General features: G+C 45.0%; 24 protein-coding genes and 1 riboswitch. Of the genes, 9 read left to right on the top strand and 15 right to left on the bottom strand.

The features are described 5' to 3' along the window. Positions 1–605: 605 nt before the first annotated feature. The 6 genes from H065_RS0109460 to H065_RS0109430 form a co-directional block, all read right to left on the bottom strand. On the bottom strand, positions 606–1,196 hold the full coding sequence (locus H065_RS0109460; protein ID WP_017812808.1) for a hypothetical protein: 591 nt from the start codon (positions 1,194–1,196) through the stop codon (positions 606–608). 678 nt (positions 1,197–1,874) lie between these two features. Further along, positions 1,875–2,204, bottom strand: a complete 330-nt coding sequence (locus H065_RS25680) for a hypothetical protein (RefSeq protein ID WP_017812807.1) — start codon at positions 2,202–2,204, stop codon at positions 1,875–1,877. 230 nt (positions 2,205–2,434) lie between these two features. Next, complete coding sequence (locus H065_RS0109450; protein WP_017812806.1) at positions 2,435–2,692, bottom strand: hypothetical protein; 258 nt, start codon at positions 2,690–2,692, stop codon at positions 2,435–2,437. A 62-nt stretch (positions 2,693–2,754) separates the two neighbouring features. Next, positions 2,755–3,576, bottom strand: coding sequence for an imm11 family protein (locus H065_RS0109445; protein ID WP_017812805.1), 822 nt, complete (start codon positions 3,574–3,576; stop codon positions 2,755–2,757). A gap of 44 nt (positions 3,577–3,620) precedes the next feature. Then, positions 3,621–3,878, bottom strand: a complete 258-nt coding sequence (locus H065_RS0109440) for a hypothetical protein (protein ID WP_017812804.1) — start codon at positions 3,876–3,878, stop codon at positions 3,621–3,623. A 232-nt stretch (positions 3,879–4,110) separates the two neighbouring features. Further along, on the bottom strand, positions 4,111–4,383 hold the full coding sequence (locus tag H065_RS0109430; RefSeq protein WP_017812802.1) for a hypothetical protein: 273 nt from the start codon (positions 4,381–4,383) through the stop codon (positions 4,111–4,113). Positions 4,384–4,749: 366 nt separating this feature from the next. On the opposite strand from H065_RS0109430, the gene gpmA reads away from it, so the two are divergent. Together gpmA and H065_RS28175 are read left to right on the top strand one after the other, a co-directional pair. Then, complete coding sequence (gpmA, locus tag H065_RS0109425; RefSeq protein ID WP_017812801.1) at positions 4,750–5,499, top strand: 2,3-diphosphoglycerate-dependent phosphoglycerate mutase; 750 nt, start codon at positions 4,750–4,752, stop codon at positions 5,497–5,499. 184 nt (positions 5,500–5,683) lie between these two features. Further along, positions 5,684–6,451 (top strand): DUF4253 domain-containing protein, encoded by a 768-nt coding sequence (locus tag H065_RS28175; protein ID WP_017812800.1) that lies wholly within the window; start codon positions 5,684–5,686, stop codon positions 6,449–6,451. A gap of 167 nt (positions 6,452–6,618) precedes the next feature. Here the strand turns inward: H065_RS28175 and H065_RS25670 are convergent, their stop codons facing one another. Beyond that, positions 6,619–7,137 carry a barstar family protein gene (locus tag H065_RS25670; RefSeq protein WP_017812799.1) on the bottom strand — a complete coding sequence of 173 codons (519 nt, stop codon included), beginning with the start codon at positions 7,135–7,137 and terminating at the stop codon, positions 6,619–6,621. A gap of 288 nt (positions 7,138–7,425) precedes the next feature. Then, positions 7,426–7,469: riboswitch (PreQ1 riboswitch) on the top strand. 395 nt (positions 7,470–7,864) lie between these two features. Here H065_RS25670 and queC point away from each other — a divergent pair. From queC to queF, 4 genes are all read left to right on the top strand, one after another. Further along, positions 7,865–8,593 carry a 7-cyano-7-deazaguanine synthase QueC gene (gene queC / locus H065_RS0109410; protein WP_017812798.1) on the top strand — a complete coding sequence of 243 codons (729 nt, stop codon included), beginning with the start codon at positions 7,865–7,867 and terminating at the stop codon, positions 8,591–8,593. After that, entirely contained in the window at positions 8,590–9,081 is a 492-nt protein-coding gene (gene queD / locus H065_RS0109405) for a 6-carboxytetrahydropterin synthase QueD (protein ID WP_017812797.1), read from the top strand. Before queC ends, queD begins: the two co-directional genes overlap by 4 nt. Continuing rightward, the gene (gene queE, locus H065_RS0109400; protein WP_017812796.1) at positions 9,078–10,007 is read left to right on the top strand and encodes a 7-carboxy-7-deazaguanine synthase QueE; all 930 of its coding nucleotides are present in this window, start codon (positions 9,078–9,080) and stop codon (positions 10,005–10,007) included. Before queD ends, queE begins: the two co-directional genes overlap by 4 nt. Before the next feature lie 350 nt (positions 10,008–10,357). Then, positions 10,358–10,855 carry a preQ(1) synthase gene (gene queF / locus H065_RS0109395; RefSeq protein ID WP_017812795.1) on the top strand — a complete coding sequence of 166 codons (498 nt, stop codon included), beginning with the start codon at positions 10,358–10,360 and terminating at the stop codon, positions 10,853–10,855. Between the two features lie 171 nt (positions 10,856–11,026). Here the strand turns inward: queF and H065_RS0109390 are convergent, their stop codons facing one another. Continuing rightward, positions 11,027–11,935: a LysR family transcriptional regulator gene (locus tag H065_RS0109390; RefSeq protein WP_017812794.1), complete on the bottom strand. Its 909-nt coding sequence runs from the start codon at positions 11,933–11,935 to the stop codon at positions 11,027–11,029. Positions 11,936–12,133: 198 nt separating this feature from the next. On the opposite strand from H065_RS0109390, the gene H065_RS0109385 reads away from it, so the two are divergent. After that, complete coding sequence (locus tag H065_RS0109385) at positions 12,134–13,324, top strand: MFS transporter (protein WP_017812793.1); 1,191 nt, start codon at positions 12,134–12,136, stop codon at positions 13,322–13,324. Between the two features lie 178 nt (positions 13,325–13,502). On the opposite strand, the gene H065_RS0109380 is transcribed toward H065_RS0109385, so the two are convergent. From H065_RS0109380 to H065_RS0109360, 5 genes are all read right to left on the bottom strand, one after another. Further along, entirely contained in the window at positions 13,503–14,903 is a 1,401-nt protein-coding gene (locus H065_RS0109380) for an allantoinase (RefSeq protein WP_017812792.1), read from the bottom strand. 168 nt (positions 14,904–15,071) lie between these two features. Beyond that, a complete protein-coding gene (locus H065_RS0109375) occupies positions 15,072–16,145 on the bottom strand; it encodes an ABC transporter substrate-binding protein (RefSeq protein ID WP_017812791.1) in 1,074 nt (357 codons plus the stop codon). Positions 16,146–16,277: 132 nt separating this feature from the next. Then, positions 16,278–17,168, bottom strand: a complete 891-nt coding sequence (locus H065_RS0109370) for an ABC transporter permease (RefSeq protein WP_017812790.1) — start codon at positions 17,166–17,168, stop codon at positions 16,278–16,280. After that, a complete protein-coding gene (locus H065_RS0109365) occupies positions 17,165–17,908 on the bottom strand; it encodes an ABC transporter ATP-binding protein (RefSeq protein ID WP_017812789.1) in 744 nt (247 codons plus the stop codon). Before H065_RS0109365 ends, H065_RS0109370 begins: the two co-directional genes overlap by 4 nt. Before the next feature lie 77 nt (positions 17,909–17,985). Further along, on the bottom strand, positions 17,986–18,672 hold the full coding sequence (locus tag H065_RS0109360; RefSeq protein ID WP_017812788.1) for a GntR family transcriptional regulator: 687 nt from the start codon (positions 18,670–18,672) through the stop codon (positions 17,986–17,988). Between the two features lie 421 nt (positions 18,673–19,093). Here H065_RS0109360 and H065_RS0109355 point away from each other — a divergent pair, with 421 nt between their 5' ends. Then, positions 19,094–20,059, top strand: coding sequence for a S8 family peptidase (locus tag H065_RS0109355; RefSeq protein ID WP_017812787.1), 966 nt, complete (start codon positions 19,094–19,096; stop codon positions 20,057–20,059). A gap of 360 nt (positions 20,060–20,419) precedes the next feature. Next, positions 20,420–21,682 (top strand): MFS transporter, encoded by a 1,263-nt coding sequence (locus H065_RS0109350; protein ID WP_017812786.1) that lies wholly within the window; start codon positions 20,420–20,422, stop codon positions 21,680–21,682. Between the two features lie 92 nt (positions 21,683–21,774). Here H065_RS0109350 and H065_RS0109345 read toward each other — a convergent pair whose 3' ends face one another. Next, complete coding sequence (locus H065_RS0109345) at positions 21,775–23,052, bottom strand: TolC family protein (RefSeq protein WP_017812785.1); 1,278 nt, start codon at positions 23,050–23,052, stop codon at positions 21,775–21,777. 340 nt (positions 23,053–23,392) lie between these two features. Then, the gene (locus H065_RS27845) at positions 23,393–23,551 is read right to left on the bottom strand and encodes a hypothetical protein (RefSeq protein WP_017812784.1); all 159 of its coding nucleotides are present in this window, start codon (positions 23,549–23,551) and stop codon (positions 23,393–23,395) included. Between the last annotated feature and the right edge of the window lie 152 nt (positions 23,552–23,703).

Below are 23,703 nucleotides of genomic sequence, written 5' to 3'. Positions count from 1 at the left end.
TTCGGGTAGTCGTACTCACTCTGTCCATCTCCTTTTTGTGGTGTGCGTATGTTATTTTCTGTAATTACATGTAAATATGGAAAAGAGTACATATCTATTTTATTACCATAAAAAGTAAAATCAACCCTTAAAATTTGAAGTATATACTGAAAGCGATAACAAAATGACCATAATGCAGAAATAGCTATCAATTTCTTAAATTTGATTAGATATAGCGTTTTCATTCGTGTTTCTGCCTTTTTGTGCCGGAATCAGGCTGATATTTCGATCTTTAAAATTTAAAAATATGTATAAACCCGCACTTTACCATAATGTTCCAATACTCTTGTACATTATGGTTTTGCTTGTCCAGAACAAAGCTCACGATGTATTCTGCTACCTTGACAGATGTTTTGACAAAATCACCTGCCAAGGTAGCTACACCATGACTTGATAACACAAGACAAAATAATGATAATGCTGGTACAACCACCACAGATCAAGAAGTTTGTTCTGTTATGGTACATAAAAAAACCCTACTTCTGGTATCCACCAAAAGTAAGGCATCTGATTGTTATATATTCGTATACGTCCATGATAAAGCCTGAAAACCACTTGAGAGGTAATTAGGATTTCCAGAGTTCAAAGCGTGGCTCGACCAGCTTGTTCAGCATTTTATACTGCTTCTGATCCATATAACCAATCAGCAGATGCTGACCCAGTGCCATATAGACAAACTGCTGCTCGCCACCGCGACGCATATCCAGCTGAATCATGCGGTCAAAGAATGTTTTGTCCACCCATTCGTTGTAATACCGGATATCCCACTCGACCTTGTCGCCATGATACAGAAATGAAAATAGTACTTCTTCCCGTTCATGATCCAGACAGCTGCGGATAAACTTCATATCCAGCTGATCTCCGGTCATGGATACCATACGCTCCGCCAGCTGGGTGTACAGATCGGTATTCTCGATCTCCTGCAGATCGACATACCAGAGCTGGTTCGTAGGATAGATGCATTCGCCATCTGCACAAATCTGTTCTCCCAAGGAAATCAGCAGATTGGTATAGGGCCGTTCTTCATACCAGGACAGCGAATTGCCAGCGATAATCTGGTTCATGTCTACGTCTGCATTTAGCACAATGCCTGCTTCCTGCAGCTTATTCCATTGATCTGCTAACGGAATCGTTTTATTGCGAAAAAAACTGATCATTATTAATCTCCTCTCTGTTATATATTCTTCAGATTGGCATTGTTTAACGGCCTTTTTCGTCGCGCTTCAACTATTCTTTCGCATCTATTCTGCAAAATAACTTTGATTGTAAAATGAGTGACTGTATAAGTTTGTTAAAAATCACATCAGGGGAACTGCCATTCCTGCTCGTATACTTGATGTCATGTTTCCAATCTGGTTTATACGGATACTTTGCGTATCACAGAGCATATTTTAGTGTAACAGGATCGCCCCTTCAAAATCCTGAGTCTAAAGACTCCGTTATTCAAAATTTGAAGATATTTGTCACAATCGACATACGTTTTCATGCAATTATTAGTTATTAGTACCCATTAAATTTAAGCTTGAAAATCTTTTCTACCTATTTTTCTATCTATTTTAATGCATAAACAGCTTAAATATCAACTTTTTAAGTGATTTCGACTTTTTCTGAACATAACAGGTCATTGGTATGTAGAAGAGCATGACTTTGTGCCTTGACCGCAGTGAAAAGTCCTGTTCTATAACACAGTAGATAGAGCAAAAAAATGGATTGCAGCGCAAATAGCCATACACTGTATGAGATACAGGATGGCTATAAGGCAGATAGCTTCATACGGCTATGCACGCTTTGGTATTTAGTTCATACACATTCATAGGAGTTGGAGCAGCTGTTAATTAGTCGTTGGAAGTACTTGCTTCTTCACGTTCACGCTGTACATGCGGAGGAATGTCTGCCACGTCGCAGGCATCCCATGCAGCATCAATAATGCGGTCGAACTCATCATCATTTTCCTCGATAACAGTCTCCAGGACTTCGATCTCTTCTTCTTTACCGGATTCATTCAGGAAGTGCAGGCTGTAATCCCAGTCAGTGCCCCGTTTGGAGAACAGAGTGAGTTCGTAAGGTTCGGCATGTCCTTCGACTTCCAGTTCGACTTTACCGACAAAGCCTTTTTCCGGTTCTTCCAGCTTTTCCAGCTTGGCGCTTCGGATCATAATATTCATAGATGAATCTCCTTTATGGTTAATTTGATATAAGCGAGTAGTGGGGCGGTCTTTTTGGGTACTGTCTGTTAATACGCAGATCGAGGATCGCTTTCTGCTTTAAAATAACATGAATACGAGTGCTTGCCAATTGATATAGAGAGTTTGTTCATCATTCACTTCAGAAAGCAGTAGGGAAATGTCGTCCGATGAAGTTTGGAATTTTTTTATAGATCAAGTGTCTCGACAGATTATATTTCGAAGTTTATATTTTTTAATTGTTCTTTTAAGTCCCAATTTGCTGGTTTCTCTTTGGGCATAAACCACGGCGCATCATGCTTTAACCAACTAGCTCTATATTCCGGTATAGTCTGTGGATAACTTGCAGCATCATCATCAAATCCGGCTTGAAATCCACAACAAGGACAAATTTCATAGCTTGGTACTTCTTCTACATATTGAGGCTCTTCCAGTTGATCATACCCACACACCAGGCAAATATTATTCATAATTCTTCATTCTCTCCAATTATGGATTAGACAGTATACTACAAAAATAGATGTTAGTAATGTTAAATGTCTGATTTAGTAGTCTTATACCAATCTAATTCATATAATTCTTTTAATATGACAGTAGGAACAAAAAATTGATAATCGAGTCCCCGCGTTAACTGTCCTATCATAAAGTCTCCGTCTGAAGTCTGCTGAATTTTCCAGTGCTGACTTGCAAAAGCTGCTCCGGCTTCTACAAGCTTCATGGCTTGAGCCCAGTTATAGGATTCGCCAACTTCAATTTTCTCGGCAATATAATTCTGGTAGGCAAGAATTTGTTTGTCATCATTAGCATTTCTTGACTCAGAATCATAAACCAGTTCAAAAACCAAACCATTCAAGTCATTTTTCAGGTAGGTTTGTACAAATTCATCAGAAACAAAAACATTACGTCTTAGCTCGGGTATTCGGAAAATATGTCTTCTGACAGAACGCATTAAAAGTGCATCTTTAAAAACGTAATGATCATATGTTCGAATTAATTTTAAAATTTCAATTCTTTTTGGTATAGCTAAACTATGATCAATATAATCATCTATGTTGAGGATATTACATATAAAAAAGTTATGATCAGGATGTGTCACAGATAGAAATTCAACCTCATCTCCGATTAGCGGCTGAAATACTTTTAGTGCTTTTTGACTAAATAAAGGTAGCCCATGGAAGAAATTTGCAAAATCAGAGTATAGGCCTTCTGAATATGTTTTTAATTTTATGCCTGACCAATCATTAACTTTCTCGCCTATACATAATTCATTTATTAGTTCTTCTATTCTATTAGCATCTTCTAATTCGTCAATCCTTAATGCTTCACTTGAAAGCATAACGCTCCAAATTTTCATATGTCCTCTTTTCTCTGTATCTCTTGATAACGTATTGATATTAATTACACTTCGAAGTTTATATTTTTTAATTGTTCTTTTAAATCCCAATTTTCCGGCTTATCAGTGGGTGCAAACCATGACGTACTATGCTTTAACCATTTGGCTCTATATTCCGGTATAGTCAGCGGATAACTTGCAGCAGCAGCATCAAATCCGGCTTGAAATCCACAACAAGGACAAATTTCATAGCTTGGTACTTCTTTTACATATTGAGGCTCTTCCAGCTGATCATACCCACATACCAGACAAATATTATTCATAATCTTTCAACTTCTCTTCTAAAAACAGTACCTATAATTATTTGATGGAAATATGAAAGTAATCTATTGTAACTTCATTTATAGTGACTGCCCCATTTCCAAAAGAATCTTTCTTATCTTCCAGTTCCTCTAATTCACCTTGAGCAAACATTACGCGCCGCCTTTATCATTTCATTCCTATGAATTGCTACTGAATGAAAACGGTGTTTATATCAAATAGTGTCTATTACAGTTAATTTAATATGCTCAACATATCCTCTATCAATAACTTGGTTTTTTCGGAATTATATCTTCTAAACGAATGTCCAACTATAATGGCTTGGATTTCTTCCCATTTGTTTTTGCTCTTCATTTCTACTAATTCACATATAAGATCATATGTAATCTTCTCTCTTTCAGACTTTTGGAATTCTTGTACTGTTTCTAGTACATCTATATAACTCTCTGTTGTTACAATATAACAATCCAGAAAATATTTAAATGTCTCGTATTTATCCGTACTCATCTACAAAACCTCCTTAAATATTTGATTAAAATCACTGACTCCTACCTTTTCATTTCACATGCTCTATCTTTTCGTCCCCTATAAATCTAATGTTCAAATTACATTTTTACTAACAACGTATTTACAAGAACAATTTAGATGCTATGCGTTAATACCATATTTCCAGAAGTTTGTGTATTCGTAAATTGATTTTATATAAGCTGTATTGGTTAAAATCAAATAAAGAGCAAGCACATAAAAACCACTACAAGCCTGAATTACATAGTGTCTCTCCAGCCACTATTTGCTCACTTTGGCATTTCCAATATGACTACAATTATTCCCATTCCACTATTTATTCTCATCTGCTGAAAGGGGCAATACTTCATGTATCACGTTATTCTTGTTCGCCATGGAGAAAGTGAATACAATCGCAAAAATCTGTTTACCGGCTGGACTGATGTGTCTTTGACCGAGAGAGGTATTCATGAAGCACGCGAAGCCGGACATCTGATCCGCGAAGCAGGATATACATTTGATATGGCATTCTCCTCTGTCTTGAAACGCTCTATTCAGACCATGCATTATATTCTGGATGAACTGGATCTACTCTGGATTCCCGAGCAAAAAGCATGGAAACTGAATGAACGGCACTATGGTGCTCTCCAGGGCCTCAGTAAAACCGAGACTGCCGAGAAATACGGCGAAGAACAGCTGCATCTGTGGCGGCGCAGTCTGACAGTAAAACCACCCTTGCTCCAAACCGACGATCCGCGCAATCCACAGCTCGAAGAACGCTACAAAAATATTAATCCACAGGATCTTCCACTTGGTGAAAGTCTTCAGGATACCGTATATCGGGTTGGCGATTTCTGGCATCACCGGATCGTACCGCTGATCCGCAAAAAAGAGCGTATTCTTATTTCTGCTCACGGCAATACGCTGCGCGCATTAATCAAGTATATGGAAGATATTGACGAGAAGTCGTTAACCGAGCTGAATATTCCTACTGGTATCCCGCTTGTATATGAACTGGACGAGAATGTGCAGCCTATCCGGCGTTTCTACTTGGGCGAACCCGAACATATCGAACGTAAATCCGCCGAGGTTGCCAATCAGGGCAATGTCACCGAGTAATTATAGATTGAGAATATCGTATAATGTATGCAGAATGATATAGTAATGAAGAGCAGTCTCTATCCAGAGATACTTGCAGTATTTCTGGATTATCCACCCTCCGCTGCTGCTTCATCCGCAGTTACATAATCAATCCTGACCCTGATTGAACCCCCTATCACAAATATAGAAAGGAATCTCAGTCATGAGTGAACAAATGCTTGAATGGCTGGAAAATTATGAGACAGAAACCATTCAGCCAGAAAATGTGATTTATCCGGATGCCAGCCACACCGGACAGCATCGGCTGCTTGTCCTGCCCAATGACAATATCGAAGAATTGATAGAAGACGTGATTGGTGAAAAAGCCTCTCTCGCTGATTATGTGGAGCAAAGTGCCGCAGCAGACACTCTCCCATTGACCGAAGCGCTGCGCCGGGCGATGACATGGCTCTGGGAATCGAGCGAGCTGCCCGAGAATTATCAACCGCTAGAGAAGTTATCGATGGATGAACTATTCGCCGCATACCGCCATTTGGCAGAAGCGGACGGAGCTCTCGATTATTTCAAAGAGCAGATCATCGCTGGAGACAAAACACTTCCTGTACCAGATGCAGCCTGGGCATCGGATCGTGCTGAAGACGGCGCTATCTGGTTGACGCTTCCGCAGGGACAGGAGTATCATGCACCGCTGATCATTCCAATGGGAGGATTCAATGAATGCCCACTGCCCACGCTGCAGTCCGCTGTTTTCCGGGAATGGCAACAACAATACGGAGCGATCCCCATTGCAGTCAATGACAGCACCTGGATATTGCGCGCACAGCGTCGTCCACAGACGGACGAGCAGGCACTGGAGCTAGCCAAGCAGCATATGCTGTTCTGCAATTATGTACTAGAAGACTTTGAGACGATTGGCAGCTATGCAGGTTACCTGAAGCAGCAGGATATCTGGTATTTCTGGTGGGATTGATTTCTATTAAATCGAGCAGCGACTGCGCACGATAATTATCGTGTGAATAGTCGCTTTTTTTCGTGTTGCCCTTATTTTTGCAAGAGTTAGTATACACTTATAATGCTTCATTACTCGTTGTTCTGCAGGGTGTGTATATTTATTTTCTTTGTATAATCGGCTTTGTATTATGATCTCGATTGTAAAGGCACGTCCGCATGTATATCTGCTTTTTGCAGCTTCTTTATGAATTCTTCCTGATGTTCTTTGGAACAATAAAAAATTACATTAAAAGGCATGGGTGGTTTTTCAGGAGAAAAGTATGATCTTCCTTTATTCCATTCCAGAACATTCATTTTTAGAATATCCAAAATAATAAGTAAGTCGCTATCATATAAGCCAAGCAGTTTTTCGGCATTGCGAATACAAGCGATATGTCCATGCGCATCCAGCCAATCCAGATCACTGAGACATTCGTCCAAAGCATTCCAATTCCAGCCGAAATAAGATGGGAAGTCGAACTTTTCGTTGAATTCTTTGAATAGTCCTTCAACCGTTGTACAATGATCTCCATCCAGAAAAGTTATTTTCACATTTGGGCTATTATTACTATTCTGTATCCATGATTCGCCAAACTCCATTTTATCCGGATACTTTACATAGAAATAAGGTTTTTCTAAACTTATACACCAATCATCGGTTAACATGTAGCCACTCCCTGTTTGTTACTGTTTTTGAATTTGATTCTTTTATCCGTATCCTTTAGATACATACTATGTACATTTTCTACCGATATACACGTTATACAGCTGCTTAATTCAGCCTTCTTATTGCTTTTCCATTGGCATAATTTACCCTACCAATCCGGAGTGAATGTGCTATACTGATGAAGCGGTTTTTACAGCCGCATCCTGAACAGAAGAAAGTCCGTAGTTGGCCTGATTGGAACTACTATTTATATCATCGGTATACATGGAAGTTCTGTGCAGTACGACGCGGGAGAGGTTCGCGAACTCCCTCTATAAAAAACTAAAACCGCCTCATTGCAGGTGTTTTTGAATTGATGTAATAGCTATGAATAATGATAAAGTGGTCTAAAGACGTTCCGTCTCAGGTCGCTATTCGTCTGTTCATCTTTTATATCCATGATTTCAAAAAGCCGCAATTGCAGGTTTGTTTTTGCTTGAGCATTTTGTATACATCCGACTCCTTGATGAGTATTTTTATTTACACAACATGATGCTGCAGAATGCTACTATAGATCAAGTTCATGGAACTCTCTTCTTCCCAAAGGACAACAGAAACCACGCTCGGATAGGTTGTATATCCTGCCTGCGGATGTTTGGCTAGTGCCGAATTTTCTTATGCAGCGATATCCTTCATAACCCGGCTGTATTTTCTGATATCCCCTGATGGAAATGGAGAGATTTTTTTATGCTTAAAAATGAAAAAGCGGTTGTCGTATTTAGCGGCGGCCAGGATAGCACGACCTGCCTGTTCTGGGCAAAACAGACATTTGCCGAGGTAGAGGTAGTTACGTTTAACTACGGACAACGTCATAACGCCGAGATCGAAGTCGCCAAACAAATCGCCGAGGAACAGGGCGTACAGCAGACCATTCTGGATATGAGCCTGCTGAATCAGCTCGCTCCCAATGCACTAACCCGTTCGGATATCGAGATCACCCACGAAGAAGGAGAGCTCCCGAGCACATTCGTCGACGGACGCAATCTGCTGTTCCTGAGCTTCGCTGCGATCCTAGCCAAGCAAAAAGGCGCACGTCATCTGATTACCGGCGTATGCGAGACCGATTTTAGCGGCTACCCGGACTGCCGTGATATTTTCGTCAAATCCCTGAATGTGACGCTCAATCTGTCCATGGACTATGACTTTGTTATTCATACGCCGCTGATGTGGCTGGACAAATCCGAGACATGGAAAATGGCGGACGAACTGGGCGCTTTTCAATATATTCGTGAGAATACGCTCACTTGCTACAACGGCATCATCGGTGATGGCTGCGGAGAATGCCCGGCGTGCAAACTGCGCAAGGCAGGACTGGACAAATATGTACAGGAGCGTAATGCTGCACCGGCAGCCCGCCGTATTATGATTGAACTGGATGAATCCGACACTTCTGCTGCACGAGGTGGACAACAATGACGAATCAACCCGGACCTTTTCGTATTGTCGAGAAACTGCAGCAATATGGCACCGACATTCAGCATGACCAGCTTCGCTACCATCGCAAACGGGTGCTGGTGAACAAGGAATTTACGTTCGATGCAGCCCATCATCTGCATGCCTACGAAGGCAAGTGCATGAATCTGCATGGACATACGTATCGAGTAATTTTTGGCATTAGCGGCATTCCATCCATGAATGGTATCGTTGTGGATTTTGGCGATATCAAGAACATCTGGAAAGAACGCATCGAGCCTTATCTGGATCATCGTTATCTGAACGAGACGCTACCGCCAATGAATACAACTGCCGAGAACATGGTCGTCTGGCTGTACGAGCAGATGGAGCAAGCGCTGCAAAGCGATCCGTACTGCGATCAGGTACAAGGCGGACGCACCGAATTCGTGCAGTTGTATGAGACACCGACCAGCTATGCTGAAGCCAGACGGGAGTGGATGGAATCATGAGCCGCATCCTTACCGACAAACCAAGCGATATGATCGTCGACCAAGTAAACAGTAACGAAGCGCCAACAAATAAAAATGATCATACAGGCCGCGAAAATGAGCAAGCCAGTCGTGGAAATGAATCTGTTGCTAAGGCAAGCCGTCCTACAGCCACTATCCCGGTACTGGAGATTTTCGGACCAACGGTTCAGGGCGAAGGCATGGTCATTGGTCAAAAAACAATGTTCGTACGTACTGCAGGCTGCGATTACCGCTGCAGCTGGTGCGACTCTGCCTTCACCTGGGACGGCAGCGCCAAAGACCAGATCCGCAAGCTGAGTGCTCAGGACGTATACGATGAACTCAAAGCCATCGGTGGTGACCGCTTCAACCATGTCACTATTTCGGGCGGCAATCCGGCACTGCTGGTATCCATCGGTGAACTGGTTCAGCTGCTGCGCCAAGATGGAATTCGTACAGCTGTCGAGACACAGGGTTCCCGCTGGCAGGATTGGCTGCTGGATATCAACGATGTAACCATCTCGCCCAAACCGCCAAGCTCGGGGATGGAGACCAACTTCGAGATCCTGGACAGTATGATCCGCAAACTGCGCCAAAATCAGATCAATCAGATGATGCAGGATATCATCTATGCCGACTCGGACGAACAGGCACCTGTCGATCAATCGATCAGCCTCAAAGTCGTTATTTTCGACGAAGCCGATCTGAAATATGCGGAACAGGTACACAAGCGCTACCCGAATGTACCGTTCTACATGCAGACCGGTAATCCCGACGTTACCAGTGCCGACGACAATATTGCTTCTTCTCTGCTGCATCGCTACGAATGGCTGATCGACCAGGCTATGGACATGCCAGCCTTTAACGATGCCCGTATTCTACCCCAGCTGCATACTCTCGTATGGGGTAACAAACGCGGCGTGTAGACGAGACTGTACTTTGATTTCAGCAATACACGAGGATGCCAGCCTGGACAGCAATATTTCATATGAGGACGAGTGAGTTTACTGCCACTCTATTCCCCACATGCCAGCCGCAGGCTTGAATATCTTTTTATGATTTCGGTTCTTATAGTAATGCACCTGATGAATTCCATGCGCTAGCGGAGGGAATGAATAGCTCGAAAGGTCGCCTTTAAGCCCGGATATATACCATTGTAATCCTTATTTCAAAATATCCGGGCTTACCAGCGACCGCAAGAGCTAATCATTACCGGAGCGCCTTGCCCATTCAACCAGCTCTATTTTCAAATTCGTAATTAAAAGGAGATTCCCATATGTCAGGAAGACAACAAGATGAAATGCAAGACCTCACCCTGCTCGGTAACCAGGGGACCAAATACACATTTGAGTACGATCCAAGTATCTTGGAGAGCTTTGATAACAAACACCCGTATCGTGATTACTTTGTCAAATTCAACTGCCCGGAATTCACCAGTCTGTGCCCGATTACCGGCCAGCCGGATTTTGCGACCATCTATATCAGCTATATCCCAGATGTGAAAATGGTAGAGAGCAAATCACTCAAGCTGTACCTGTTCAGCTTCCGTAATCACGGTGATTTCCATGAGGACTGCATGAATATTATCCTCAACGATCTCGTGAAACTGATGGACCCTCGTTATATCGAAGTCTGGGGCAAATTCACCCCGCGCGGCGGCATCTCGATCGATCCATACACTAACTACGGCAAACCGGGCACCAAGTATGAGCAAATGGCCGAGCATCGCATGATGAACCATGATATGTATCCGGAGACTATTGATAACCGCTAATTTTTGCAGCGTATAAATTCCTTATGTATAATCGCTATATTATGTATCTTATTAACTCCATCTTTATCCAAAAGCGCATGTCCTTTTCTGCCTCACAGAGAAGAACATGCGCTTTTGTTTTGAGTATCTTGTTCCTGTATGGGTTCGTTATACGGTATGCTTATGTACCTGTCAGTACAGTGATCCATTGTCAGCATCTTCAGGCTGTGAGAAATACTGCCGGGTCATTTCCATAAAGGCTCTTGCCGCTACTCCCATATAACGATCGGTACGGTACACCAGCTCGATCTTTCGTACAGGAGCCGGATTTACGATAGGGACGGCAGTGAGCACATTATCCAGCAGGGTTGCCAGCATATCATGAGGATGGATGCTGAATCCGATCCCTGCCTGTACCATACGCAGCTGGGAAGTCGCCGATCCATTGTCCATCACGGTTATCAGCTCCCACCCTTTTTCCTGAAAGCATCGTTCGATCAGTATCCTTCCCAGAAATCCCTGGGGATATAAAACAAGCGGCAGCTCTCTCACCTGCTCCAATTCAATGACTTTCTGCTGACCGAGAGGGTGAACGGCAGGCATGAACAGACTGTAGCTTTCCTCGCCCAGCAGGGTCTGGACGAGGCGATGATCCGGACGTTCGGCCAGTCCGATACCAATATCCACTTTATCTTCAAAAATAAACTTGTGCACTTCAATAGTGGGTATAATCTCCAGCCGAACTCCAGGAAAACGACTGTGAAACTCAATCCATAATTCATTTAGCCGATAATCCAGATCCGATGGCAATACACCGATCCGCAGGGTTCCCCGCTGTTGTACCTGCAGCTCAGCAATAGAAGAACGTGCATTTTGCATAGTACGCAGAATTGTGGTGCTGTAATGATACAACAATCGGCCTGCTTCGGTCAGCGCTGTCTTTTTGCCAATGCGATCGAATAACGGTGTGCCAAGTTCGTCTTCGAGTACCCTGATCTGCTGACTCAGTGTAGGCTGTGAGATATTCAGTCGATCAGCAGCCCGGGTAAAATGAAGTTCTTCGCATACTGCTACAAAATAATGAAGCTGTCGCAGTTCCATTCTGCTCCTCCTCCACTTGTTATTTCACTTTTTGAGATTAATTTCTCAGGAATCACACTGTAATCATCGTTTCATACTATTATTATTATAGAAATAATAGTATGGTACAATCATTTTCTCTGTTTTATGCTGGATAGGTGATGGCTCATGAAAGAGACTATCAATTCTTGCTCAAACTTGGGAAAAGGAGCTTTTATCATGCGGTACAGTTTTTATATCATCCTATTAATTCTGGCAGCGCTCAATCTGCGTCCTGCCATCACTTCTATTTCTCCCCTAATGCAGAGTATTCGAGCCGATCTGGGACTGAACGGAACAATCGCCAGTCTGCTGGTGACTCTGCCGGTACTTGGAATGGGGACATTCGCTCCGCTGGCTCTACGTTGGAGTCAGCGCTGGGGAATGGAAAAAGTCATCTGGTGCTCCCTTATCCTGATTGGTCTGTCTACTTTTCTGCGCAGCTGGGCACATGTACCAGGACTGCTGCTGGGCAGTGCTCTGATCGCTGGTGCAGGCATCGGAATGATCAGTCCACTGCTCTCCGGCTTTATCAAAAAATATTTTCCTCATCCTGCAGCCATGGTTAGTCTATATTCGGTATCGATGGTGATTGGTGCTGCGATTGCTTCCGGTCTGGCGGTTCCCATGCAGAACTGGACAGGGGGTTCCTGGTCTATCGCTCTGTCCTGCTGGTCCCTACTGGCTCTGATCGCAGCCGTCTTCTGGTTTAAATTGGTGATCCATGTCAACGTACCTGCTGCGGAGCAAGGCATCCAACGAACACGTATGCCTTTTCGCCAAAAACGTGCCTGGCTGCTGACTGTATTCTTTGGTCTAATGTCGTCTATTTTTTATTCTTTTACCGCCTGGTTATCTCCGATTATGCAGCATATCGGATATTCCCAGCTGCAGGCCGGTTATATGGTGACACTGTTCACTCTGACACAGATTCCGGTGAGTTTTCTGATTCCGGCAGGTGCTCACCGATTCGGTCGCCGCAAATGGTGGTTGATTGGCTGCAGTATTATGGAGCTTATCGCACTGACGCTGCTAGTAATGGGAAATCTGCCTGTACTCGCTGTAATTTTGTTAAGTATAGGTACAGGTGGATTATTCCCGCTGGCACTGATGCTACCTATTCAGGAGGCACCGGATACGGCACAGGCCAATGCATTATCTGCCATGAATCAGAGTGTAGGTTATTTGATTGGCGCTATGGGTCCGCTAATGATTGGCTGGTTATATGACAGCTACCATAGCTTCCTGCCTGCTTATCTGGTGCTGGCTGTTGTTATCAGCGTTATGATTCTGCTTCAATGGCGAATTGGTCATTACACAGGTGACACGGACCAGACCGCTTCTGTTCGTCCGGTAATGTCATCCGAATAAATTTTTATACTTTTACACAATAAAAAAAGCGCTGTTCCAATATGGAATGGCGCCTTTTTGCAGTTTATATAATTTGCTGTTTACTATTCTACTTTACTGTTTTTTTATTCTACTTTATTGAACCCGTGATTGTTAACCGCACCTCACTTTCACTTGCTTGTAAAATCCGGAACACTACTCAAAAGAGACTAAGCGGTTTTTCATTTCGGATGTGCAGTGACTGTCCTACAGCATGATCATGCACACCTTTTTCGCGGGTATAAACGATATGTCCGCGTACAACCGTCATGCTGACCTGACAGCCTATCTCCCTGTCTACGTATGGGCTATGCTTATGCCGGTAGAGCAGCTGTTCGGATTGTAAGGTATACGCTGTATTTAGATCTACCAGTACAAGGTCTGCATCTGCGCCGATTCGTATTTCTCCTTTTTGCGGATATAATCCGAATCGGCGTGCAGGTGCTTGGGACAGCATCCGGCTGATTAGCGGCAGCGGCAAACCTCGCTTCCTGTATCCTTCACTAATCATCAATTCCAGGGAATGCTGGGCTCCCGAGATGCCTCCCCAGGCGTCGAACATATTGGCAGCTGCGGTCTTGAGTACAGTCGGACATGGCGAATGATCCGAAGTAATCATATCTATATCCCCTGCTGCGACACACTGCCACAGCAGTTCCTGTTCATCCAGGCTGCGCAGCGGTGGTGCACATTTGGCAGCCGGACCAATCTGCTCCAGATCAACATCTGTCAGCGTCAAATAATGAGGACAGGTCTCCAGCGTTACATCCATGCCTTCCTGTCTGGCGTCCTGAATCATCCGTACTGCTGCTGCACTGCTGATATGCACAAAATGCAGTGAACAGCCGGTCTGTCTGCCATACTCCAGTGCTGTACGTACTGCTTCCAGCTCCGCCTGTATCGGGCGGGATGCGGAATAATCGGCAGCTGTGGTGCGTCCTTCGGCCAACAAGGCTGCTGTCCACGCAGAGACGATAGGTTCACTTTCAGCATGAAGCGCGAGTACGCGGCCCATACGGGCAATATGCCTCATTCCTTCCAGCAGAGTAAGATCATCGACATTGCGAAAAGCTTCTTCACTCGGGTCACCGGGCGCCGACATGAATGCCTTGAATCCGCATACTCCCTGCTCACTGAGCGCATCCAGCTCTTGCAGATTGCCCGGTACCAACCCACCCCAGCAGGCATAATCAATATGGGAATGACCCACTGCCAATTCCCTTTTCTGCTGCAGCGCGGCCGGTGTTACTGTCGGGGGAACGCCATTGAGCGGCATATCCATATATGTGGTGCATCCTCCTGCAGCCAGTGCTGCCGATCCAGTAACGAATCCTTCCCAATCGCCAAATCCCGGTTCATTCAGATGCACATGCGCATCAATCATACCGGCCATAATATACAAACCTTCTGCGTTCACGATCTGTCTGGCGCTCTCGATATCCTCGCAAGAAAGCTTGCCAATATGCACAATGACGCCTTTATCGACGGCGATATCGGTCTGTTGCACCTTATCCGGGAAAACCACGGTTCCGCCTGTAAATACCAGATCATAGGAATACATGGGCTGCACGCTCCTGTCTGCGAGATGATTATGTACAGCGGGAGAGCATCCTGTACTCATGATGTCTCCCGCCAGATACTGCAAGTCTGTTTGCTCTCATTATAAGAATTCAGCAGGTTTACTTACTATTGACCGATTATCCTGTTGGTTATTATTGTTCACTATCGGTTACTTGATATCTGCCTCTACCAGGGAAGAATCCACATCCTTGAGCAGGCTCAGATCATGATAGGATGCCGGCGCCGGGATGGAAGTGATATTGCCAACTGATTGCAGGTAATTACCAACCGCCGGACCATTACTTCCATTTACATACGTATCGTCCACTTTCATGGAATAGACATTACGATTCATGATTTCCTTGAGCTCAGCTTCGCTTAAGTGCAGTTCGGGAACGAGTATTTTGATTGCTTCTTCGCGATGATCATTAATATAATCGGTAGCTTTGTCGAGTGCGCGCAGCACGGCTTTCACTGTATTCGGATTTTCCTCAAGATACTTGTCAGTGACTTGAACAGTGGTATGGACACTCATCCAGTTCACATCACCTTTGTTGTCGGGAAGCTCGCTCTTCGTACCACTGAACAGGAACTTGCCACCGCCCTGCACTGCCTTGGTAATAAAAGGCTCCCAGGCTGCCATCGCATCAATATCGCCATTTTGCAGCGCAACTACCGCATCGCTCGGTGCCAGATTGACGAATTTGATTTTGCTAACGTCCACGCCCAGTTCCTTGCCCATATTATCAATCGCAATTTTGACATCGGCTCCGTTAGGAATACCGATCGTTTTGCCTTCCAGATCCTTGGCGGAACTAAGCTGCAATTTGGAGGAACCGACTACGGCCTGCGTACCGGCAATTTGAGCCAGAGGGGCGACAATTTTGACACCGATATTATTGGATTTGAGGATAATATCCATAAAGTTGGTCTGGATACTGATTGGCGCACTGCCGCCGGAGATCATCGGACCAATATCGGGGCCACTTTCGATCAGCTTGCTCTCGACATTCAGCCCCTCTTCCTTAAAGTAACCTAGCTTGTCCGCAATAATCTGCTGCGAGGAGATCTGCGCATCCCGTACACCGACCAGCGTAATATCCGTCTGTTCCAGACCGGTGGCTGCTCCTGTACCACTCGCCGCGGCTGTTTCTTTGTCTGCTGTTCCTCCGCTGGAGCATGCTGTTGCCAATACCGATACCATTGCCAGACCCGTTATCATTTGCAGCCAATTCTTCTTCATTTCTGTGTCCCCCTTGAATATAGAATGGATTGTATCTTATATATGGATACCTCCTGCTACGTTGTTCTGGCTGTTAAGGTATTTATCCCGAAACTGCTTGTTTCCTGTAATTTCGTTGTTGTTTTCCTATTGTTATCTGACTTTTTCAACGGCTTCTCCGATACCGCCGCGACGCCAGGCCAGTACTTTGCGTTCCAGCAGCTTGAGCAGCAGGGCGAACAGACTGTATTCGATACCGATCAAAATAATCGCCACGAACATATTCGTTACTTTAAAATAGTTGCGCGCATCCACGATCAGATAGCCTAGACCCGAATCGGCGCCCATCATCTCCGATACGATCAATGCGGAAAAAGAAAGTCCCAGACTGATCTGCGCACCGATCAGCAGATTCGGAATAGCCGAAGGAATCATAATGCGGGTAAACACCTGACGCTGCGAAGCACCCAGACTGAGCGCCGAGCGAATCAGCGTCGAAGGTACGGATTTGAATCCTTCTACCGTATTGACCAGTACCGGGACAAATGTCGTCCATGCAATGAGCAGCACTTTGGGGAATTCACCAATACCAAACCAGATAATAAACAACGGCAGCAGAGCGAGCGAAGGAATCGGGCTTACCAGCGTTAGAAAAGGCGACATCCAGCGCTCCAGCATGGAGAACTTGCTCATTAATACCGCCAGTAGCACAGCCACTGTCGCCCCACAGGCAAAGCCGAAAAAAATACGCATGGAGCTGGCGAGCAGACTGTCGGTAATAATGCCTGTTTGGGCAAGTGCCCAGCCGTCATGAACCAGCAGGGATGGCGCTGGCAGAAACAATGGATTGAACATCTGGATACGACCGTTCAGCTGGGAGAACAGCTCCCATACTACAAAAAATAGCACATATGGAATTACATTTTTGATCATATCCATAGTAGATTGCAAGCCCGTACCTTTGCGCTTGCGGACCTTATTCAGCTGGAGCGCCGGTGCAGCAGCCTCCCCGGTTTTGGATAAGGTGGTCTGAATTTCATTCATACGATAACCTCCTCTTCATCTTCCATGAGCAGCCGTTCGATCCGCGCCATCATATCCGCGAATCCTGGAGAATCAAAGGAACGAGGATGCTGAATGCCAATCTCGAATACCTCGGCAACAACTCCATGTTTCATCACGACGACCCGGTCTGCCAGATAGACGGCTTCACTAATACTGTGGGTGACAAATAAAATTGTCGTATGCAGCTTCTCGTACAGTCTTCGCAGTTCACGCTGCATCATATCACGTGTCAGAATATCCAGTGCGCCAAACGGCTCATCCATCAGCAGGATATCCGGATGGCTTGCCAGTGCCCGGGCGATACCAACCCGCTGCTTCATGCCGCCGGACAGCTCTGCCGGATAATGGGCTCCGTATGCTTCCAGTCCTACCAGACCGAGGAACTCCCTGGCGGTCTCGCGTGCCTGCTTTTTGGGCATCCCCTGTACTTCCGGACCAAAAGCTACATTCTCCAGTACCGTACACCAAGGGAAAAGTGCATGATCCTGGAAGACCATACCACGCTGACGGGACGGTCCCTGAATCTTCTCGCCGTTAATCTTGATCTCGCCTTCATCGGGAAATATGTACCCCGCCACCATATTCAGTAGTGTTGATTTGCCACAGCCGCTGTGTCCGAGAATACAGATAAATTCATTTTCATGAATAGTCAGATCCACATCCTGCAGAATCGTCCGCTCACCAAAATTTTTGCGTACCTTTTCAATGGTTAATTTCATCAGGCTTCTCTCCTTTGGGTACAATCTGTATCGGATTTGGCATCCAACATTGTATACAATCCATAACAGACAGAAGTTTATACGGTTTGTCCGCCTACCTGCCGCTGTTCCTGCAAAATATCTGCCAGTGATAATGCACGTGTATGCTGTTCATCAAAGTTCAACTCCTGCTCGATCTCTTCCAGATGATCCAGCATGAGCTCTTCGGCCAGCGAAGCTTCTCCCTGCCGAATCGCTTCCAGGATTCGCTGATGATCTTGACAGCACTTGGTCTTCTGCTCTCCATACAGGGCAATTACTACATAAGAGAGAGAAATCAGCTCTTCCAGATAACGATAGTAATAGGAATTTCCCGAAGCTTCTGCCAGCTTGAGATGAAAATCGCCTGTTATCCGTATCGCTTCCAGAATACGTCCATCACGCTGGGCTGCGTGTTCTTCCTGGATCAAACGACTGAGCCGGATATACTGATCATTCCTGAATTCCTGACATAGCTTCTGTACAACAGCGACTTCTATAACCCGTCTCATCTCAAAAATCTGTCTGGCTTCATAGATCGTCGGACAGGAGACAAATGCTCCTTTGTAAGGAATGATAGTTACCAGTTTCTCTGCTGCCAGACGACGCACTACATTACGCACCGGTGTCCGACTAACTCCAAATGACTCTGCCAGCACTTCTTCTACCAACTGCATATTGGGACGCATCTTCTGCTCAATAATAGCCTGCTTGATTGCATCGTAGATTTCCTGTTCCTGACCCAATATTCATGCGCTCCTTTCGGATTGTATCGCAACTTTATTTACACGGAGTATAGAATGCACTCTACAACTACGTCAATAAATTTAACATATAAAGCTTTATTTTCTATTAACATGCACTAAAAGTGACGTTTACATTTGTTATCATAGCTAATTCTGCAATTTATGTAATATATGCTTACTTTAAATCCAAATTATAAATAATTAAAAAGATTTACCTCTGAATGTAAGTTAGTTAATGTGACATTAACATTTCAACTACTCACAACTAAAAGCTTTTCAACTTCTTCAGCTGATTAGTCCCATAAAGAACTGGTTATGGATTACTGCTACTTTTACTGTTAAAATATACCAAACCACATCTTGCTGTTATGCATACGCTGGGCTGCTCCATCATCCGTATTTCCGATAGGAGGAAACGAAAATGGCAGGTCAAATGAGAGTTATTCCTTTCCAGGTTGTTACTCAGGCAGAACAGGTGCATGAGACTCCACAGGGAGTCGCGTTGATTCAGGCTCCACAGGTATGGGAACAGAGCCGCGGAGAAGGGGTTACAATTGCGATTCTGGATACGGGCTGCGATACCGATCATCCGGATCTGCAGGGCAGAATTCAGGGGGGGCGTAATTTTACAGGAGATGATGAAGGGAATCCGGATATCTATGAAGACTATAATGGTCATGGTACCCATGTGGCAGGAACGATTGCCGGTATTGCCAACGATTCCGGCGTAGTCGGCGTAGCTCCCGAAGCCAATTTACTTATTCTCAAAGTACTGGATCATCAGGGGTCCGGGCAGTATGAATGGATTATTAACGGAATCAATTATGCCGTAGAGCAAAAGGTAGATATCATCTCCATGTCGCTTGGTGGCCCGGAAGATGTACCTGCCATGCATGAAGCGATCCAAAAAGCCGTAGCCCAGAATATTCTGGTAATCTGCGCTGCAGGCAATGAAGGAGACAGTCAGGAATCTACCGATGAATACGGATATCCGGGTTATTATAATGAAGTGATCAGCGTAGGTTCGGTCAATCTGTCCAGACAGTCATCCGAATTCTCCAATACCAATACCGAGGTGGATCTGGTCGCACCGGGTGAAGATATTCTATCTACTTATCTCGATGGCAAATATGCCACACTAAGTGGTACTTCCATGGCGACGCCGCACGTATCCGGAGCGATGGCACTAATCAAAGTCATCGCCAATCGCAGCTTCGAACGTGAACTGACCGAGCCGGAGCTGTACGCACAGCTCGTTCGGCGTACGATTCCCCTGGGCTACTCTCCCCGTGCGGAAGGTAATGGATTTCTGTATCTGACTGCACTGGAAAAGCTGGCGGAAGTACTCAAACCCGAAGCCGTAGTCAAAATGCTGGGTCGTTCCTGAGCAAATTAACTTTGTAGCATGGGACAGAATATTTCAAAGTAATCATTAAGCGCATCCAGTGCCCTGCTGCACTCGGATGCGTTTTGATAGGATACGCCTGATAATCTAATACAGCAGCACAGAAACAATTCCAAACAGATATATAGTTTCACCCTACATAGATACATAGTTTCATATTAGAGCGCTTGAATATAATTTTGGTTATCAGCTTTTCTTTTTTACTTGTCACACAAAGTATTTTGCGTTCAAGACTCAGTAATGAATCAAATTCTGATATACTGAAATACAGATTACGCGTACGATGAACAATAGTCATGTTTTTGTTCCATCTATTATTTTATCTAAAAGGAGTCCTGTCCCGTGTCTTTCCCAACGGCATCCTCTTCTGCTGCCAAATCCAAAAAGCGGAATATCCCGCCTGCTGCCAATCAGACGATATTCGGAGTTCTGCTTGCTATTTCGCTGGTTCATCTGTTTAACGATTCTATGCAGTCTGTAATCCCGGCGATCTTTCCGATTCTAAAAGAGACCATGAATCTCAACTATACGCAAATTGGCTGGATTGCATTTACGATTAATTTCACCGCTTCCATCATGCAGCCGTTTATCGGCCTTTTCTCGGATAAACGGCCTACCCCGGCACTTCTGCCGATCGGTATGGCATTTACATTTACCGGTATGCTCTTGCTGGCGCTTGCCGGTTCTTATACTGCTGTATTGATCGCCGTTGTATTCGTTGGATTGGGCTCGGCTACTTTTCATCCGGAAGGCTCCAAAGTTTCCCATTTGGCTTCCGGTGATCGTCGTGGTCTTGCCCAGTCCATTTTCCAGGTCGGCGGTAATGCTGGACAATCACTTGCTCCGCTGCTAACGACGCTGATTTTTGTTCCGTATGGACAGTTTGGAGCGATTGGATTCACTGGCGTAGCAGCTCTCGGTATTCTGGTACAGATATTGATTGCCCGCTGGTACGGTGGCGCCCTGAGAAACGAGAACTTGCACAAAAAGCGTCAGACTGCCGAGAAGATTCGTCCGGAGCTGCGCAGCCGGATCGCTTTTGCCATGGTGATTCTGATCCTGCTCGTATTTGTACGTTCCTGGTATGTCTCTTCGATCGGCAGCTATTATAGCTTCAACCTGATCGAGCAGTTTGGACTGGGTGTAGGTGACGCCCAGCTGTATGTATTTCTGTTTTTGGCTGCTGGTGCTGTGGGTACCTTTTTTGGTGGACCGCTGGCCGATCGCTTTGGCAAACGGAATCTGATTTTCCTCTCCATGGCTGGAGCTGTGCCGCTTGCATTGCTGCTGCCTTATGCCAATCTGCTCTGGACCGGTATTCTACTCGCGGTTATCGGATTTATTATTACATCAAGCTTCTCTGTAACTGTCGTTTATGCCCAAATGCTGGTCCCTGGACGGATCGGTACCGTATCGGGACTCATCACCGGACTGGCTTTTGGATTAGGCGGGGTTGGCGCACTAGTACTCGGTAGCTGGATCGATTCTATCGGAATCTCGCCCGTTATGCAGATTTGCAGCTTCCTGCCGCTGCTTGGCGCACTTACCTTCCTGCTGCCACCCGATCGCAAGTTGAATGAATGGACTAATGGCGCTTCTGCTTAATTGCATAACCTATAACGTATAACACACAAAAAACACCTGTCCATCGGACAGGTGTTTTTTATTTAGATTCATCAGGTCAAAAGGAACGATACTTAGCCTTGGGAAGAAGCGGAAGCTCCTGAAGCGCTGCTGTTCGCGATATAACCATTGCTCATTGCTTTTACTTTGGATTGCTGTACAAAGTACTGCATCAATGTCAGTTCCGCTTTGGCCTGTGCTGCATCTACCTGATATTGGTGTTTCTCCATATCGTACTTGGTAGTTACGCCGGCATTATAGCGGATCTGCATATTCACGCCATCAACGTTGGCATCCTGTGCCAGACGCTGGGAAGTCTGAACATCCTTGAATGCAGTATCCATATCCTGCAGATTCGTTTGAATCGCTTTGGCATACGTTACTTTACCCTGCTCCAGCTGCTGCTCGGCGATCTGTCTTGTAGCTTTCAGTGCCTGCTCGTCAAAGCTGTTACCGGTAATTTTTTTGTCTTCATCTGTACGTGCTTTGGCTACACTGTTACCCAGAGACTGGATCTGGTAGGATTTGCCCAGCAGTGTATCTGCATCTACTGTAGGAACCGGCTCCAGTGTTACTTTGATTGGCTCCAGTGGCAGATTAGGATCATATACGATACCCAGATCATAACACAGGGTTGCCAGTGTTTTCTGGTACGTATCTTTTAGTGTAGTCAGGTTATCCTGCTCTGTTTTGAGCGCGCGGTCTGCTGTATCGATATCTTCCTGTGTACCGGAACCCAGAGATTGCAGAGTTTGTGCACGCTGCAGATCACGAGTCAGCACCTGGATGTGCTCTTGGGACAGGGCAATTTGTTTCTGGTAAGACAGAAGCTGTACATATTGACCGGTCATCGCCAGTCTTGTACCTTCTTTGGCTTCATCTACCTGCAGCTGTGTGTTCAGCTTCTGGGTATCCAGATCACGCAGGTTGTCTTCCAGTGTCTGGCCGGTCTGGGAACCCTGAGACAGTTCTACTTCATTACTGCCTTTTTTCGGTGTATACGTCAGACCCGGAGAAGCATTGGTATAATCGACATAGTCGATACCCAGGCTGGCATTTTGTTGATCCAGCACTTTATATTTCAACTGCAGCAGTTCCAGATTATAAGAGTCATTGATCGCCAGATCAATCACTTTCTCCAGATTCAGGCTGTCTACTTTTTTCGGTTCTCTTACACCGGAGATCTGGGACTTCGCCTGTTCTGTTACTGTACCGTCTGCTGTTGGGGTTGTTCCGTTAGCTGTAGTGGTTGTTGTTGCTGTTGTGCTGTCTGCTGCGTGTACGAGTACCGCCGGCTGCGCTGCTGCAAGCAGCATTGCAAACACAGAAGCACCTACCATTCCTTTTTTCATATACCAATAACCTTCTTTCCTATATTTCATCAAATAATATAACGGGTTGTGTGAAAAAACAAAAACATTTAGTATTCCTAATAAAATTAATTTAGCATTCCTAAAGAAATAAATCAACCATAATCGTTATAAATGAGGTAAACTTTTAAAAGGCCCACCTCTTAGTATAACCCACTTTAGCGGATCAGACTACACGAATCCATTTTGTATACGATACTATCCGTCCTGCCTTCTCTTTCAGCAAATGCTCTGCTAATTCTCTTCATTCCAAAAAGCAGGACTCTGATGTAATACCCAGAATCCCGCATGGTGATATCCGTACTATAACTCTCTGTTCAGACTACCACTGCCACTCGATCAGTATAATCGCAACAGCTACAAGCAGCACTGCTGCGATCAGTAATTGCATCCGTTCACGTAATATGGGCGGCTTTACAGCCAGGTATTGAGGTTGCTCCTCGCCATCATGCTGTCTGTTCCGATCTTCATCCGGTCTCATGTGCAACACCATTCCTTCCATATTTTGTATCTCGATTATACAACAAACTGATCCACGTTCACATAATATTCACAATATTCGTTTCTTTTTCTTTCATTAAATGGAAAAGTACCTGCGAAAGGAGATGGTTATCTTTCTTCTATTATGAAGTG

Source organism: Paenibacillus shenyangensis (assembly GCF_000346635.1).
Lineage (GTDB): Bacteria > Bacillota > Bacilli > Paenibacillales > Paenibacillaceae > Saccharibacillus > Saccharibacillus dauci.
The sequence above is the reverse complement of the archived record's forward strand: the minus strand, read 5'-3'. Positions and strand labels throughout refer to the sequence as shown.